At 62.2% G+C, this 15,484-nt stretch carries 11 protein-coding genes, 1 tRNA gene and 1 pseudogene; 4 read left to right on the forward strand and 9 right to left on the reverse strand.

The window, feature by feature from the left end:
* Positions 1-239 precede the first annotated feature (239 nt).
* A tRNA-Arg gene (locus HMPREF9695_RS18935) sits at positions 240-316 on the forward strand.
* 555 nt (positions 317-871) lie between these two features.
* Here HMPREF9695_RS18935 and HMPREF9695_RS25910 read toward each other — a convergent pair.
* From HMPREF9695_RS25910 to mobF, 5 genes and pseudogenes are all read right to left on the reverse strand, one after another.
* Positions 872-1,963 (reverse strand): annotated as a pseudogene (locus tag HMPREF9695_RS25910) (recombinase family protein); the annotation flags it as partial.
* Between the two features lie 75 nt (positions 1,964-2,038).
* Entirely contained in the window at positions 2,039-2,386 is a 348-nt protein-coding gene (locus HMPREF9695_RS18945) for an HVO_A0114 family putative DNA-binding protein (RefSeq protein WP_006022509.1), read from the reverse strand.
* A gap of 3 nt (positions 2,387-2,389) precedes the next feature.
* Positions 2,390-2,668 (reverse strand): toxin-antitoxin system TumE family protein, encoded by a 279-nt coding sequence (locus HMPREF9695_RS18950; RefSeq protein ID WP_006022510.1) that lies wholly within the window; start codon positions 2,666-2,668, stop codon positions 2,390-2,392.
* Between the two features lie 131 nt (positions 2,669-2,799).
* On the reverse strand, positions 2,800-3,057 hold the full coding sequence (locus HMPREF9695_RS18955; RefSeq protein WP_012047088.1) for a hypothetical protein: 258 nt from the start codon (positions 3,055-3,057) through the stop codon (positions 2,800-2,802).
* On the reverse strand, positions 3,047-5,803 hold the full coding sequence (mobF, locus tag HMPREF9695_RS18960) for a MobF family relaxase (protein ID WP_012047087.1): 2,757 nt from the start codon (positions 5,801-5,803) through the stop codon (positions 3,047-3,049). Before mobF ends, HMPREF9695_RS18955 begins: the two co-directional genes overlap by 11 nt.
* A gap of 327 nt (positions 5,804-6,130) precedes the next feature.
* Here mobF and HMPREF9695_RS18965 point away from each other — a divergent pair, with 327 nt between their 5' ends.
* From HMPREF9695_RS18965 to HMPREF9695_RS18975, 3 genes are all read left to right on the forward strand, one after another.
* Entirely contained in the window at positions 6,131-8,170 is a 2,040-nt protein-coding gene (locus HMPREF9695_RS18965) for a ParB/RepB/Spo0J family partition protein (protein WP_006022513.1), read from the forward strand.
* Positions 8,171-8,967: 797 nt separating this feature from the next.
* Positions 8,968-9,282 (forward strand): DUF736 domain-containing protein, encoded by a 315-nt coding sequence (locus tag HMPREF9695_RS18970; protein ID WP_006022515.1) that lies wholly within the window; start codon positions 8,968-8,970, stop codon positions 9,280-9,282.
* Positions 9,283-10,161: 879 nt separating this feature from the next.
* A complete protein-coding gene (locus HMPREF9695_RS18975) occupies positions 10,162-11,004 on the forward strand; it encodes a DUF932 domain-containing protein (protein ID WP_006022516.1) in 843 nt (280 codons plus the stop codon).
* Between the two features lie 226 nt (positions 11,005-11,230).
* Here the strand turns inward: HMPREF9695_RS18975 and HMPREF9695_RS18980 are convergent, their stop codons facing one another.
* The 4 genes from HMPREF9695_RS18980 to HMPREF9695_RS18995 form a co-directional block, all read right to left on the reverse strand.
* Positions 11,231-12,952 (reverse strand): type IV secretion system DNA-binding domain-containing protein, encoded by a 1,722-nt coding sequence (locus HMPREF9695_RS18980; protein WP_006022517.1) that lies wholly within the window; start codon positions 12,950-12,952, stop codon positions 11,231-11,233.
* Between the two features lie 7 nt (positions 12,953-12,959).
* Complete coding sequence (locus HMPREF9695_RS18985) at positions 12,960-13,346, reverse strand: hypothetical protein (protein ID WP_006022518.1); 387 nt, start codon at positions 13,344-13,346, stop codon at positions 12,960-12,962.
* Positions 13,336-14,148 (reverse strand): nucleotide-binding protein, encoded by an 813-nt coding sequence (locus HMPREF9695_RS18990; protein WP_006022519.1) that lies wholly within the window; start codon positions 14,146-14,148, stop codon positions 13,336-13,338. The genes HMPREF9695_RS18985 and HMPREF9695_RS18990 overlap by 11 nt, the downstream gene beginning before the upstream one ends.
* A 95-nt stretch (positions 14,149-14,243) precedes the next feature.
* Positions 14,244-15,428: a hypothetical protein gene (locus HMPREF9695_RS18995; RefSeq protein WP_006022520.1), complete on the reverse strand. Its 1,185-nt coding sequence runs from the start codon at positions 15,426-15,428 to the stop codon at positions 14,244-14,246.
* Between the last annotated feature and the right edge of the window lie 56 nt (positions 15,429-15,484).

Genomic DNA, 15,484 nt, shown 5'->3' on the forward strand with positions numbered 1-15,484 from the left:
TCTTTCTGATGGTCGAGGGTGTCGTAAAAAACGAGTGAAACCAAGCGATTGGCGAAACTCGAAGGAAGCACGAAAATCGCATTCGAGGTCGCGGAAGCACCACGGAAGCAAACCGAAAGGAGGTTGTGGAGTACGAATGGCGATGATCGGCGAGGCTTTAGCCCGCGTCGTTTGAGCCATGTCGATTCTAGAATTCGCGATTGACCGTGGTCGATCTCGGACACTATCTGAATATCGATGCGCCCGTAGCTCAGCTGGATAGAGCGCCACCCTCCGAAGGTGGAGGCCACACGTTCGAATCGTGTCGGGCGCGCCATTCCGGTCCCAAACCACGAACGTTTTGGAGGGGGCTGGGTTTGCCGAGAATAGCCGCTCTGACGGCTTCCTTGCTGCCGACGATTTTCACCGATTTGTCACCGACAATGATAGCGCCGATCAGCGTGCGCAGATACGCCTTGCGCGCGGGCGTTTCGCCATTATCGAGGAGATCGGTCATGAGATTGCTGAACGCAGCAACCTTTTCAGGGTCAATGCTGGCCGATGGCAGCGCTTGCGATGCTGCGTGGTCATAGGCCGCTTGAGCCTTCTCGCGGTCGGCTTTGAGTTCGACGATTCGCTCGCGAAGAAGATCGTCGAGTTCGACGATGCCCTCCTCGATTCCGCGATAGAGCCGCTTGAGGCGATCTTCGGCATCGACGACCTGGGATTTCAACGAAGCGAGGCGGCGATCAACGGCGGCGGTGCGTTCCCGGCGCCGGGCGGCAATCGCGGAGAGCAGTTCGGTCAGACGCTCGGGCGTGAACATGTTCTCCTTGAGCGCCGTCAGAACCAGATCATCCAGGAAAGCCATCCGGATCGTGTTCCCCCGACAGGCCGTTGGTCCCTTCTGCGCACGGCTGGCGCAGGTGTAATAGGCGTAGATGCGCCCCGTGCTGGAGGTTCCGGTCCGCTGCGTCATCCCCCCGCCGCAATGAGCACATTTGGCAAGTCCGGTCAGAAGGATCGGACCAGTGACCACACGCGGGGCTGTGACCTTGGGATTATTGGCCACGAGGCGGGCCTGGACGCGATCGAACAGGTCTTGCTCGACAATGGTGGGAGTTGCGATCTCGACGATTTCCGAGGCGGGTTTACATTCGCCCGTCCTGGCGGACCGAACATTGTAACGCCAGCGGCCAACATAGACGGTGTTGGTCAGGATATGGTGCGCGGGACCGACGCCAAAGGTCCCGCCCGCCTTGGTCCGATAACCACGTCCGTTGAGCCATTTGACCAGTTGCTTGATGCCGAGCGGTGGGGTGCCGGTCCTGGTGTCACCTTCCGCGTAGAGGCGAAAGATGAGCCGGACGGTCTCGGCCTCGACGGGCTCGACGGCCAGGTGCTTCTTGATTTTCTGCCCCCGCCGCTCGGCTTCGACAATGGAGTAACCGAGCGGAGCTGAAGCGCCGTTCCAGAACCCTTGTTTGGCGTTCTCCTTCATCGCCCTCGTGACGTTCTTGCCGTTTTCCTTCGAGGTGTACTCGTCGAAGATGCCGATGATCTGGCGCATCATCTCCTGCGACGGATCGGTGCCAGTCGGCTGCGTCATCGAGACGACCTCAACGCCGTGACGGCGAAGCTTGCGGATCGTCAACTCCATCGTGGCCCCGTCGCGGAAAAACCGCGAAAAGGAATGCACGACGATGACATCATAAGGATGATCTGCGTCACAGGCCCGTTCCAGCATCGCCTGAAACACAGGCCGCCGATCGTCGGTCGCGCTGGCCCCGGGCTCGACATACTCATCGACGACAGTCCAGCCGCTCGACAGACAATGACGCGTGGTCAAGTCGCGCTGCGAAGGAATCGACACCTCGCCCTCCGCCTGCCGCCCGGTCGAGACCCGCAGATAAACAGCGGCTCTCAACGGCGCGGGACAGTCCGTTGCGGCAAGACTTGTTCTTGATTGCAAGTTCTGGGTCATTGACAAATCTCTACGGTCTCGCGCGATTTCGCGTGATCGCGCTGTTTCAATCTTACTATTGATCGGGCGGGGACGTCACGCCGCCATCAAGTCAAATTCCACATGAACGCGGTCATAGGGAAATTCAACGCCCCCACGTTCCGTCCGCTCCAAAATCCCCGCGCCCAGCAGCAGCGTCACGTCGGAATGAACCCCCTTGAAGTCTCGATCGACCCGACGCGCGACCTCCCGGATCGTCAGCGGGCCGGCTCCGGTCATCGCGCGCACGATCTCCATGCGCTTGGGCGCCAGCACCCGCCAAAGGTCGCTGACACTCTCGAATGAAATTCGGTCGTCGCCAGCCTTACGCTGCCCGTGCGCAGTCGCCAGGATGCGGCGCGTCAGGTCGTTTTGTGTCTCGACGCCCAGGATAACCGTCCGCATGCTCTATCTCCGTTTATTCACGTCGCGCCAAAAATCCGCCAGCAGCCGCTCCAGACCACGAAACGCATAAGGGCTTTCCTTGCCATCCAGGTGGCGATGATCGCCCTTGCCGCGCTCATTGTCGTAACGCACGCGGCAGACGCCGTTCACCACATAGGCGAGCCGGTATTTGTACTTGTGCGGACTGCCCGAGATGGGCTCGGGAACTTCCCACACAACCAGTTCGGCGAAGCCGGGGCTGACGACAAGCCGGGTTCGCGTGATCTTGCGCGCTTTGGCCATTGATGGAAATTCTTACATCAAAAGACTCGTGATGTCAATGAATACATCAAGATCTGACAATTCCGACGGATTTGTTTGTTTTCCGCGAGTGGAAGTATCGCCGTCCTGGGACCCATGCAGCCCATCGGGCGTCATCCCCGCTTCCGTATTAGAGGGTTCATCGGCTCATCGGGCACGGCGGTGCCGCTTCGTGGTGAGCGAGCACCCCCAAACAGCGCATCCAGTTGCTTGCCGAGCCAGGTTTCCAACACCTGGATCTCGGCGTCGGAAACGCGAAGAGAGCGGTCGATCTCGAATTCAACCGACCAGCCGGCCTCCTTGTCCAGATTTCTTCGTCGCCCTGTCGCCGGCCGCCGCGGTGGGCGAGCCGCTTTCCGCTCAACGGCCATATTCCAACCCGCGGTCAGGTGTGCGCGCGCTGGATCGCGGAGCGGCGCGGGCGGCCTCCTGCGCGGCAGGTGGCTTTGTGGGCGGCTGCATCGCCCGATCTGCCGATGGCCGGCTGTGAAGTCGGTCGGCATGTTTCACCGGGAGAGCGGCCTGTTCGATCACGGCGATCGTCGACGTCTTGGTGTGTCCGCTGGACAATCGCCCGGCGAGCTGCGCGCGCCGGTCTTCCGCGGATGCGGGTTCGGCCTGCTGTGTGCGATCCAGCGGCAGACGGGAAGAAAGAAGCGCCTCTATCTGGGAGCGATCGACGACGAGCCGGGTTTCGTCGCGGGCGCGGCTTGCGGCTACATAGGCGGCATGGCGATCGAACCGGGGATCGAGCAGGACGACCGCCCGATCGACGGTCATGCCCTGCGCGCCGTGCACGGTGCTTGCGTAGGCCCAGCCGAGCCTGGCTCGCCCGCGCTCGTCGGCGATGTCGGCGGGAACAAAGCTGATGCGGCGCCTGTCGATGACCGCCTCAATGCGGATGTTGCCGGGCGTACTCGGTTCTTTCGACGGATCGGGATGGACGGCGGTCACGGTCGCAACCGTGCCGTTGACGACACCAAGCTGATCGTTGCGGAGCTGGAAGCGGATTTGGTCGCCGGCCGCGATTTCGATGCGGGTTGTCTGACCCGATGGCGTGACCGCCTCGACGCTGGCTTCCGCGCTGTGAATGACGCCCTCACGTTTGAGTTCAGCGCGAACCGCCCGCGAGATATCCGCGACCTGCTTGTTGGTCCGGGCGATCAGGAGGGTGAAGCTGTCGGGATGCTCGGCTCTTGCATGGTTCCGGAGTTCGACGATCCGCTGCAGCGTAGCCCGGTAGGTGGGAGCTTCTTCGAAGCAGCCGTGCGCCTGGAATGCGTCAAGCGCCTCATTGGCCCGACCCGTGCCAAAATCCGTCACGGCCTGCCGCGCCCAGGCGTCACGCTGGCGGACAATGGTGTCAACGCGCGTGGCCTCGACACTGCGAACGACGAGATCGAGGCCCGGGCCCGCGCCGATCGCCTGCAATTGCCGGCGATCGCCGACGAGGATCGCCTTGGCTTGCGCGCGTTCGACCTCCGACAGCAGCGCATGCATCTCCCGCGAGGACAGAAGGCCGGCTTCATCCACGATGAGAACCGACTTGTCGTCAAGGAAGCGCTCGCCCTTCTTGAGGCGTTCGACCCAGGACGCGGTGGCCCGCGCTTCGATGTTCAGGTCCTGCTGAATGGCGCGGGCGACACGCCAGGCGGTGGCCGTGCCGATGACGCGATGCCCCGCCGCTTGATAGGCCCCGACGATCGGCGCGAGCGTCGTGGTCTTGCCTGAGCCGGGCGCGCCTTCGATGACGACGATGGCGTTTGGGCCGGTTGCGGCTTCAGCGGCGAAGGTCTGTTCGGCGCTCAACCCTTGCGCAGCGCTTCGCGCCTTGATGTCGGCAGGATCGATCCCGACCCCGCGCCGGTCAGCCAGTCTTGAGGCGGTCGCAACCAGATCACGCTCGATCGCGATCATCTCCGGCGTCGAATAGCGCACCTGACCGATAGCATCGCGGCCGATTTCGACGAATGTCCCGGAGGTGACAAGCTGATCGACCTCCCCGTCAACCCGCGACAGTGGCAGGCCGAGCCCGACACTTGCCGCGTGAACGGAGCGAACCAATTCGCGGCGGTCGACGACGCTTTCATGCTGCGTCAATTCTGCCGGCAATGTCGCCACCCGCTCGGCGAAGATGCGCCCGGCATCCCCGACGACAAACTCCCGGGCAGATCGCTGCTGGAGCGCCGCGCGGATATCACCGTCAAGACCGGCCGATTGCGCCGCCTCACGCCAGACGGTCTCGCGATCAGCGTCCAGCTCTTTCGCGTGGCGCGTTGATTTGGCGACAGCGGAGGCCAGCGCAGCCGATGAACCGCTGGTCGTGCCCGCCTCCGCCAGCTCCTTTTCGATTTCCTGCCGCCGCGCAGAAAAATAGGTGATGGCTTGGTCGCCGATGCCGGCCAGCTCGAACGTGCCGTTCCGCCCGACACGATCGATGCCGAAGCCGAGATCGGTCATCTCGTTTGCGAGGGCGGCATGATAGACAGCGCCGGCCGCCATCTTCCAGTCGCGCAAGACGGTGGAATGCAGTGCACCCACCGTGCCGTCGGCGCGTGTCGCCATGTTCAGGACGACGGCATGGGTGTGAAGGTTCGGATCACCGAAGAGGCGACCATCGGCATGCTCCGCCGGTCGGCTTTCGCCGTGCTGGAACAACGCGGCCGTCAGCGCGACCTTTTCGACGTATGCGCCATCTTTGCCGCGGCGCGCGTATATGGCTTCCTGCTCGATCGTGGCAAGGGTGGCACGGACGGCGCGCTCCTGGGCAGCTTCGAGGTTGCGCCGCAGATCCTCATCCGCGAATGCCCACGCCAGCGACACCGAGCGCGGCGCGGAAAATGTCAGGTCGAAGGCGGGGACACGCCGAATCGCCTTGCCGCCTGAGTTGGTGATGAGCGACTGCCCGTTCTCGCCGAGCCCTTCATAGAGGCGGGCGAATTCTTGTCGCTGGACCGTTGCTGCATCCCGCCGGCCGAGGTCGCCGCGCGGCGCATACCAGACGCCCTCCGGCTCTCGGCTGCCAAGATAGTATTCGGCGCCGCGCACATAATAGGCGCTGGACGCCGCAACATTCCACGTTGCAACCACTGACGCGGTCTCCAGAATCGAGGCCACTTCGATGCCGCGTTTTCCGGGGAAGGAATTGGATTCTGGCCCGACGATTGCTGTTTCTACTCAGAATCCAGAAACGCGGAAGAACAGTGCATCCCGTTTTCCCGGCACTCGCCAGATGCTCCTGCCGGTTTGCTAATGGCTCCGCCCTCGCGCGGGACAAGAAAATTCTTCGGCCTTTCGCGGCATAAACGGCCTCCTCCCCGAAAGCCGGGGCCCCTCCATTTATTCCACGGTGCCGAAGAGTTCTCTTGCCCTTGCTACCCCGCTGCTCGCCGCGAGGCAGGGGTGCAGCGCAGCGCTGCAACCCAAGCTCAAAGGAGCAAGATCATGTCTGCCAAGAATGTCGAAACCGTTGTCGAGAGCGGGACTGAGCGTTTCATTCCGCTCAACAAGCTCAAGAAATCCCCGAAAAATGCCCGCAAGACGCCGCACAGCGAGGCGTCGATTGAGGCCTATGCGGCCAGCATCGCCGCGAAGGGCATCCTGCAAAACCTTGTCGTCGAGCCGGAACTGGATGCGGGTGGCGCGGCCACCGGGTTCTATTTTGTCACCATCGGCGAAGGCCGCCGGCTGGCGCAGCTTCTGCGTGTCAAGCGCAAGGAGATCAAGAAGACCGAGCCGATCCGTTGCGTCATCGACACCGCCAACGATCCGCACGAAATCAGCCTCGACGAAAACGTCACCCGGGAAAACATGCATCCCGCCGACCAGTTCGAGGCCTTCAAGAAGCTCGCGGACGAACGCGGTTTCGGTGCGGAGGAGATTGCTGCCCGGTTCGGCGTGACACCTCACGTAGTGCGGCAGCGCCTGCGCTTGGGTGCTGTCTCGCCCAAGCTGATGCAAGTCTACCGCGACGGCGATCTGGCGCTCGACCAGTTGATGGCCTTTGCCATCACCGAGGACCATGCCCGGCAGGAGGCCGCCTACGAGCGGCTATCCCATAACCGGGACGCCAGCACGATCCGCCGCTTGCTGACCGAAACTAATGTAGCCGCCACGGATCGCCGCGCGATCTTTGTCGGCGCGGAAAAGTATACAGAAGTGGGCGGCACGATCCTGCGCGACCTCTTCACCGAGGATCGCGGCGGCTATTTCGAGGACGTGGCGCTTCTCGATATGCTGGTCGTGGCGAAGCTTGGGCGCGAGGCCAACGCCCTGATGGAGGCTGAGGGCTGGAAATGGGCGCAGGTCTTTCTGGACTTCCCCCACAGCCACGGGCTGCGTCGGACCTATCCGCAAGCGGTAGAACTGTCGGCGGAAGATCAGGCCGCTCTGGACGCCGTCAGGTGCGAGTTCGACAGCCTGACGGCCCAGCATGAAAGCGACGAGGAACTGCCTGATGAGGTCGATGCACGCTTCGGCGAGCTTGAGGCCGAGATCGAGCGTCTTGAGGCCAAGCGTCAGGCCTACAATCCCGCCGACATTGCCCGTTGCGGGGCCTTTGTCATCCTCAATCATGACGGCACCGTGCGCATCGAGCGCGGTTTTGTAAGAGCCGAGGACGAGAAGCCAGACACGGAGGCAGTGAACGCGAGCGACGAGGGCGAGGAGGATGGCACCCTCGATGACGACGGCGGAACAGTCCCGAACGGTATGGCCCGGAGTGGGAATTTGGAAGGGGAGGACGAGGACGCCGACGATCACAAGCCGCTGTCGGACATCCTGATCCGCGATCTCACCGCGCTCCGCACCCTCGGGCTTCGCCTCGCTCTGAGCGAGCAGCCGGAGATCGCCGTCGTCGCTGTCACCCATGCGCTGTCGGCGCAAATCTTCTATCGCGGCGCGGACGCCCACGCTCTCGATATCCGCCCCGCAAGCACAATGCTGGCTTCCCATGCGGATGGTATCGAGGATACCAAAGCGGGGAAGGCATGGGCGGATCACCACGCCCGTTGGGCGGCGCAGATGCCCCGCGACGTGTGTGGCCTCTGGACGTTTATCGTGGAGTTGGACCCTGACAGCCGCATGGCTTTGTTCGCGCATTGCGCAGCGCTCACGGTCAACGCTGTAAAACTGCCGACGGAGCGCAGGCGCCGGGCGATGGCAACGGCGGACAGGCTGGCGGAGGCCGTGTCGCTCGACATGACCGCGCATTGGATACCGACCGCGCGGACCTATTTCGGTCGGGTCACCAAGCCGCACATTCTTGCCGCCGTGCGGGAAGCCGTCGGTATCGAGGCCGCTGACCGGATGGCGGACATGAAGAAGCAGGACATGGCGGAAGCTGCCGAACAGTTGGTGATCGCAACCGGCTGGCTGCCCGTGCTGATGCGGACACCGCGAACCGCGCAGGAGTGTACAGAGCAGCCACAGGCCGATCTCGTCACGGAGACAAACCCTGACGCGTATTCCGCCGCCGCCGAGTAATCGGCACGGCCGGGACCGCCACGCGGTCCCGGCTTCTCATCGCAAGGATGTCGAAAGTTTTTGGCCGCGCGCCTGATGGCGCGCGGCCAAGCTCATGATGCTCACGCCCACGACCGGCGCATTGTGGAAAGCCAGACACTTTCCGCTCAAGACTAATAAGGGGAAGGCGCGTTGTGGCCGGCGCCCGTGAATCCGTTCCGAAGGCGATGCGGCACATCAATCCAGTCGGATCAGTCGCCGTTGCGGCGGGACCAGATCAGCGTGAAGCAGGCGTCGACGCCCTGGCGTTCACCAGCGAGGGTAGCCTGTGACGGGCGTATCGAACGTCGCTGACATGGAGATTGCGAACTGGGCTTCGCCGGTCTTGGTCGGGGCGCGCCAATCGCGCGCCGCGATGCTCATTCATGCTCCGTCGTTCACTGCTTCGCGCCTTTGCTTTCGTTGATGCGCGGGTGCAAGTCCTTGTCCGAGCGGTGCTGCTGTGTCCTTGCGCGGCGACGATGGCCGCAGTCATGGTGGTCTCCATCGGTCTGTTTGATGGGCGCGTCCCACGCGACCTCGAATGGACGGATCAGGCCCGAGGGCCGGCTGCGCCTCGATCGCCTTCCCGCAACGGCTCGGCCTGCTTTTTTCCCCTGCCGCGAAGGGGCGGCATTCCTCGCGGGAAGACAAAAAAGCCGGCTGCCGCCGTCCTCCGCGTTGCTGCGGGCCTTGCGGCTGCGGGCCGATCGCTCCCCGGGCCAAGGACCGCCATCGAGGCTGCGATGGTCGCGGCCCGACAACAGCACGGAGACACCATGGCTACCATCGGAACCTTTACCGCGGCGGAAAACGGCTACACCGGATCGGTCAAGACGCTCACCCTCAACGTCAAGGCGAAGTTCGTCGCGACCGAGAAGGACAACGACAAGGCGCCCGATTTTCGCATCTTCGCAAGCTCCACTGTCGAGTTTGGGGCTGCGTGGAAGAAGACCGCGCGGGACAGCGATCGCGAATATCTCTCGGTCAAGCTCGACGATCCGAGTTTTCCGGCTCCGATCTATGCCTCGCTGGTGAAGGGTGAGGGCGACGACAGCTTTACGCTGATCTGGTCCCGCCGCAACGGCGATTGATCCCAAGGGATCGACTGGCCCCGCCTCTTCGGAGGCGGGGTTTTGGTGCGCTCATGGCCACAACGATGAAGAAGGAAGTGGGGGCAGGTCCGGCAGCGGCGTTCCATGTGTTCATGGCTGGGATTGTCCCACTCCTGCGCGCCTCTTCGCTACGCTGCGATTGGTGCCTTTTGGGATGTTGATACGGATTGTTGCAAGCATCGTATCGGCGGCGACACACGGTCGACGTAACAGTGCAGGGCCTCGGTTGCGAAACCCATCAAGAAATGTCGCGTACCAATGGACTTTGCCGAAGTGCTCCCGGATCCAGCCCGGCGTGACGCCGAGAGGCGATGGAACGCCCTTCGCATCTGCTCTTGTGTCCGAAAACCGCATCGTGATGCCACGACGGACGGTGGGACGCCGGTCGTTTCCAGCATCAGGCGCGCGCGCGAAACTCGAAGCAGTTCAATAGCTGCAGCCGGCGTTGCCGCGCACATAATAAGCGCTGGACGCCGCAACATTCCGCGTTGCAACCACCGCAATGGTCTCCGAACTCAAGACCATCGAGATGCGGTGTTTTCGGAGGATGGACTTGGATTCTGGCCCCACGATTGGTGCTTCTACTCAGAATCCGGAAACGCGCGGAACAACAGTGCATGTCGTTTTCCCGGCATTCGCCGGATGCTCCTGCCGGTGGCTTGCTAATGGCTCCGCCCTCGCGCGGGACAAGAAAATTCTTCGGCCTTTCGCGGCATAAACGGCCTCCTCCCCGAAAGCCGGGGCCCCTCCATTTATTCCACGGTGCCGAAGAGTTCTCTTGCCCTTGCTACCCCGCTGCTCGCCGCGAGGCAGGGCTGCAGCGCAGCGCTGCAACCCAAGCCTCAAAGGAGCAAGATCATGCATCACCATCTCGCCACCCGATTCGGCCGCAACGCCCACCAAATCAGCGGACGCGAAGCTCTCGACAACGAGACCCTGTACCGGCACGTCCCCGCCATCTTCGCCCGCGAGGCGCATGACAGCCGGTCAGAACGTTACGTCTACGTACCCACCATTGAGATTGTGGAGGAAGTGCGCCGCGAAGGATGGTTTCCGTTCTTCGCCGTGCAGGCCGTACCACGCGACGGTGACCGCCTCGGCCACGCAAAGCACATGCTCCGCCTGCGTCGTGATGGGGGCATCGGCAAGCCCGAAGCGGCCGAAGTCATCATCGTCAATTCGCATGACGGAACCTCGGCGTACCAGATGTTTGCGGGGTTGCTCAGGTTTGTTTGCACAAACAGCCTTGTCGCGGGCGAGCGCTTCGAGGAAGTTCGTGTGGCGCACAAGGGCAATATCCAGCACGACATTATCGAGGGCGTTTATACTGTTGCGGAAGACTTTCCGCGCCTCATCGAATCCGTCGAGACGATGAAGGAAACAAAGCTCTCGCGGGACGAGCAGACCGTTTTTGCTGAAGCCGCACTTGTCGCCCGCTACGGCGAGGACGAAAGCCCCGTTCGTCCGGACCAGATCATTGCGCCTCGACGCCGCGAGGATGTCGGGCAAAGTCTCTGGCTGACACTGAACGCAGCCCAGGAAAACCTCATTCGTGGCGGACTTCACGGCCGCCGCCAGACCACTGATGGCCGTATTCGCCGCGCGCAGACCCGTGCCATCAATGGCATCGACCAGAATGTCGGCATCAACCGCGCGCTCTGGACGCTGGCAGAGGGCATGCAGCGCCTGAAATCGGCCTGACCCGCAAGGCCGGGGAGCCGGACAAGGCTTCTCGGCTTTTGCCCCGTGCCGAAAAATTCTTGCCGGTCCGCACGCGGACCGGCAAAGAAGGTGCTGGGTAAAAAAAACCGCTCGCCGGGCTCCGCCCGGCTCGGAAAACACGGCTGCCAAAAATAGCATCGCCCCGACCGGACAGGACAAAGCGAGCGCCACATTGTGCGGCACTCGCTTGATCGTTCGTTCTTGCTTACGCGCTGGTCTTTGCCCAGGCGGCGTCCCTGTAGGCTTCGCGCCGTTTTCGCCATTGTGTGAACGGAGTTTCGACGACGGCAGGATTGCCGAGACCGAAAACCAGGGCGCGAACGACAAGGAAACCGTCAACGATGCGCACGCCAAGCTCATCGTCCAGGTAGTTTGGCTCGATCACATCGATTTCATTCTCGTGGCGGATTTTCTCAGGTTTGTCCCTGCTGGTGGCAACCCACGTTTCGATCGTTCGGCGACCCGCATATTTGCCGACCACGCGTTCGCGTGTTTCGGAAGTGCCGAGTCTACAGACGACCTTGATCTTGAAGCGCGCTTCGAGCGTTGCCGCATCGTACCGCTGGTAGAGCTTGAGGATCTGTTCCCAGTCCTGCGTCGCCACGATCGCCGCTACGCCTTTTTCCCGGCCGACATTGAGCAATTTGGGAAACTGTTCGAGACGGCCCAGAACCGGAAGTTCATCCAGGATCAGGTGCAACCACGGGCAATCCCGTTTGGGCGTGGACGGGCTGAGCAACTTGCCGCAGACGACATCGACAAGAAGGCCGCTGATCGCGGTCGAGAGAAGCGGATATTCGGCATTGTGCTGAAGAATGATCGTTCGCGGCAGACGGGACTGCTCGGAAAGCCAGTCGCGGACGCTGAAACTGCACTCCTTGTTCGATGCCTCCGCCTGTGCGAGCGGCCGGATCGTCGTCAGGGCCGCGACCCACAGCGTCAACATGAGGCTCAGAGTGGTTCTGTTGGCCACCCCATCGGCGTCGATTTCGATGAGGTGGACACTCGGTGAGTGCGCGGCCTCAAGAGCCGCGCGCAGCTCTTTCGGGCTTTTGAATACGAACTTGAACAGATCGGCCCATCCCCAATCGGTTTTGCGCTCACGTTGCAACGCCTCGATGGCTCCCGACAGGATGGCCTTGGCGCCATTGGACCACATCGATTCCAGTTCTGAACCCGACGGCACGAGCTTTTCCGCAACCTCGCGCGCGCCTTGCGCATTGATTACGTCGCGGCCGATATCCCAGGTCCATCCTCTTGCGTCATGAGGCGCCACCAGAAGAATCTCGTCAATCGGAGCGCAGGCAAGAATGTCCCCCTTGGCGTCGTGAATGATCGACCGCTCCCCACGTGCCAGAATCTGTTCCGCCCAGCCACGGATCACGGCGCTCTTGCCCGAACCTTGGTCACCGATGACGAGAATGTTGGAAGCTTCCGCGACAGGCGTGAGCTGAACGTAAGGTGCAAGCCAGAGCGAATCCGGTTGCGGTATCCCCGTCACGGCAACGGCCTTCCGCAACGAGGCTCGCCCCTCCGCGCCGAATTTCGGCCACAGCCCCCGGATGGTGCGGACGGTCTCCCTGGGCGAGGTGTGCTTCCAGCTCCAGATTGCCGCAAGGGTTGCCGCGATTATCGTGCAGCCAAAAAACAGGCAGAGCCGGAGATAGAACGGCGGCCAGGCCAACCACCCCCGAAGGTTCGCTGTGCGGCAATCGAAATCGAAGACCTGCAACGGCCCCGGTCCGCAGTGGCGGTGGAAACCTTCATCCCAGACCGTTCTCCAGAAATAAGCCGGGGTGATGTTCGGATTGTCAAATGGGGCGAGAAGGGTGATGATGAAGAAGCTAAAGACCATGACACCGCATGCCACGAGTAGCGCGGCTGCCAGTGCGGGGCTTGGGGATTTCTTGACCTTGATGGTTGTCACTGTCCTGTTACTCCACAAATTTGAGAAGGATCGAGCCGATGACGGCAAGGGCAAAGCCCGCAGCCCATCCACGCACGACAGCACGGACCAACCAACGGGGTTCGCGGCATCGCAAAATCGTCCAGCCGTAATCCCTTCCAGCCTCCGGGTCGGAGGAGGGTTGGATGTTCGGGGCGGGCTCTACTTCTTGCCAATTCGGAAACGGGTTTTGATGGCCGAGGCTCGACAGGAACGCCGCGAGGCCCTCTTCTCCGAGGCGCTCCAGCGAGCGTAGGTCGAATTCGTCCGCGCCCGTCTCGAATTGCGAGGCCAGCCGCTGTGCGGTTGCCCACCGCTCACGGCTGCCTTCGTCGATGGCGCGTGACGCCGCCGCTCTGAAACTCTCACTCTTCATCGACTGTCTCCGTCGTCTTGAAGGCACGGTCGAGTTCTGCGAATAGCGCCACCAGCCACTGGGCAACGTCACCGCGTGCGATCTTGGCTTCCGCGCGTGGCAGGCCGCTCAATTGCATGGCTGCCGGCGTTTCGAGGTCCACGACATCGATGAACCGGGAGCCGGCCGCCTCGAAATACCGCCATGAGCCGCCGGGAATGGCGCCCATCACTATGAGCGTATTTCTCTCCGCAGCAGGCTTGAGCTTATCGGCCCACTCCTGCCAGGCAGAGGAGGCCGGATGCAGATCGGCGATGCGGCCATCGCGCTGGTTTTCGGCAAGGATGATGTCCGCGCGAGGGATGGCCGTCGTCAGGCGTTCGACCGTCCAATGCGCCTGTCGCATCGATTCTGCCTCGGCCGTGAATGGTATGAAGACGACCGGATGGAAACCGAATTCGCCAAATTCTTCGTCCAGGTCGACCAGAGCCGCCCATTCGGAGAACCGGCCAACCTCGCCGGCGCCAATGTCGACGATCGGAGCGGCCGTCTCCGCTTGCGTGACGGCGTCCAGCACCGGGCTGAACCGCGCCAGCTCCTTGCCGGGATCCGCACGCGCCGCCTTGGGATCGGATGCAATCGTGATGACGTCCTGGCCCAGCGCCGCCGACAACCGCTTTTGACGGTCGATTTGAATAACGACCGGCGAGTATCCCGCGATCGTCAGTTTGTCAGTGATGGCCAGCGCCAGCGTCGATTTGCCAACCCCGCCTTTTTCGTTGGCGACAACGATGGCCCAGCGCCTCTTGTCTGTCTCTGTCATGGCTTGTTCCTTCGTCCCGGTTGATCGCGGGGCGAAGGAAGAAGCCATGGAATCGAACAGGCCGGACGGATTCTGAGTCGGCTTCCGGAAAAAATTCAACGCGCGAGGTACGCCGCGCACTGATCTTCATAATTCTTGTACGCGTAAAGCAGGAATTCCCGCCCGCTCATCAATTCGGGGTGCCGACGTTCGCTAAACATCTCGGGCTGCTCTTCAAGATGCTGCCGGCTGCGTTCGATCCGTTCGATGAACTGCGCAGGAGACAACGGTGCGGATTGCCTGCGAGCGATCCTCCCAATGTCCCGGACGAATTCAAAGCCCTTCAAACTCGCCAGCCGATGGAACATCAGCTTTGGATCGAAATCCCCGGCATAGACCGCGGGAAAGATCGCCCCGGCATCGATCGGGTGGTTGAAACCTGCGGCCACCGCCGCTTGCTTCGGATCGAGAAACCCATCTCCGTCCGGCTCCCGCCGGATGCTCTCACTGATTTCGCTTTCAATAAAGCGAAACTCCTTCGCCCGCTCGCGGCACATGTTGAGCGCGACAAACTGAGTCTTCTGAAAACGGATTTCCTCCTCGATCACATCCTGGCGCTGGCCGCGAAAGCCCTCCGCCCAGGCGGCGATCTCCCGGCGCAGCCGTTTGCTCGGGTACAGGCATCGCAGGAACTTCTGACGCTGCCCGTTGCGCCAGGCCGTATCGATGAGGCGACGGCGGCGCTTCCCGGTGGTGCGATGATCGCGCTCGGGCCAGGGAAGCGGCAGTAACTCCTTGTCGAAGATGAAGTTCTGCGCCGCCTCCTGATCCGCCCAGTTACGGACATTCTTCCCATCGCGCAGCGGCACAAGATACCGAAGGCGCTCGAAGATCACGAAGACGTTGACAGCGAAGGCGTCCTTGATCTGCTTCTCGATATCGTCGGCAACCTGGCCGCCGCTTGACCGCTCAGGCCGCATGCCGACCATATTTGCTCGAACCAGCAGCGGCTCACCCCGGTCAAACCGTTCCCGTTCCTCGGGCGTTGCCTGGATCGGGAGGGGATCGTCGAGGCTATCGACAATCATCCCTTGCAGACTTTGAGCCGGCCAGCCAGCCGCTATCTTCATCTTCAGCGGAACCTGCGGCGGATAAGCGGCCCTTCCCTCGCGTATGGCCTCCCCGCTCACCGCGACGACCGGCCGGCTGAAGTCGAGATACCGTTGGAACGGTGTGTCCGAAAGCAACAGCTTGCGCAGCTTGTTCCTTTCGATGTCCGAAGTCGGCAGGTCTGCCGCCATGCTTGTTTCCTTGGTCATCGGCGCCGCAAAGGCTAACAAGCTCATCGGCAAGAAGA

Source organism: Afipia broomeae ATCC 49717, from assembly GCF_000314675.2.
Lineage (GTDB): Bacteria > Pseudomonadota > Alphaproteobacteria > Rhizobiales > Xanthobacteraceae > Afipia > Afipia broomeae.

Coding starts and splice junctions, on each gene's coding strand:
- HMPREF9695_RS18945 (WP_006022509.1), bottom strand. CDS start 2,386: ATGCGGACGGTTATCCTGGGCGTCGAGACACAAAACGACCTGACGCGC.
- HMPREF9695_RS18950 (WP_006022510.1), bottom strand. CDS start 2,668: ATGGCCAAAGCGCGCAAGATCACGCGAACCCGGCTTGTCGTCAGCCCC.
- HMPREF9695_RS18955 (WP_012047088.1), bottom strand. CDS start 3,057: ATGGCCGTTGAGCGGAAAGCGGCTCGCCCACCGCGGCGGCCGGCGACA.
- HMPREF9695_RS18965 (WP_006022513.1), top strand. CDS start 6,131: ATGTCTGCCAAGAATGTCGAAACCGTTGTCGAGAGCGGGACTGAGCGT.
- HMPREF9695_RS18970 (WP_006022515.1), top strand. CDS start 8,968: ATGGCTACCATCGGAACCTTTACCGCGGCGGAAAACGGCTACACCGGA.
- HMPREF9695_RS18975 (WP_006022516.1), top strand. CDS start 10,162: ATGCATCACCATCTCGCCACCCGATTCGGCCGCAACGCCCACCAAATC.
- HMPREF9695_RS18985 (WP_006022518.1), bottom strand. CDS start 13,346: ATGAAGAGTGAGAGTTTCAGAGCGGCGGCGTCACGCGCCATCGACGAA.
- HMPREF9695_RS18990 (WP_006022519.1), bottom strand. CDS start 14,148: ATGACAGAGACAGACAAGAGGCGCTGGGCCATCGTTGTCGCCAACGAA.
- HMPREF9695_RS18995 (WP_006022520.1), bottom strand. CDS start 15,428: ATGGCGGCAGACCTGCCGACTTCGGACATCGAAAGGAACAAGCTGCGC.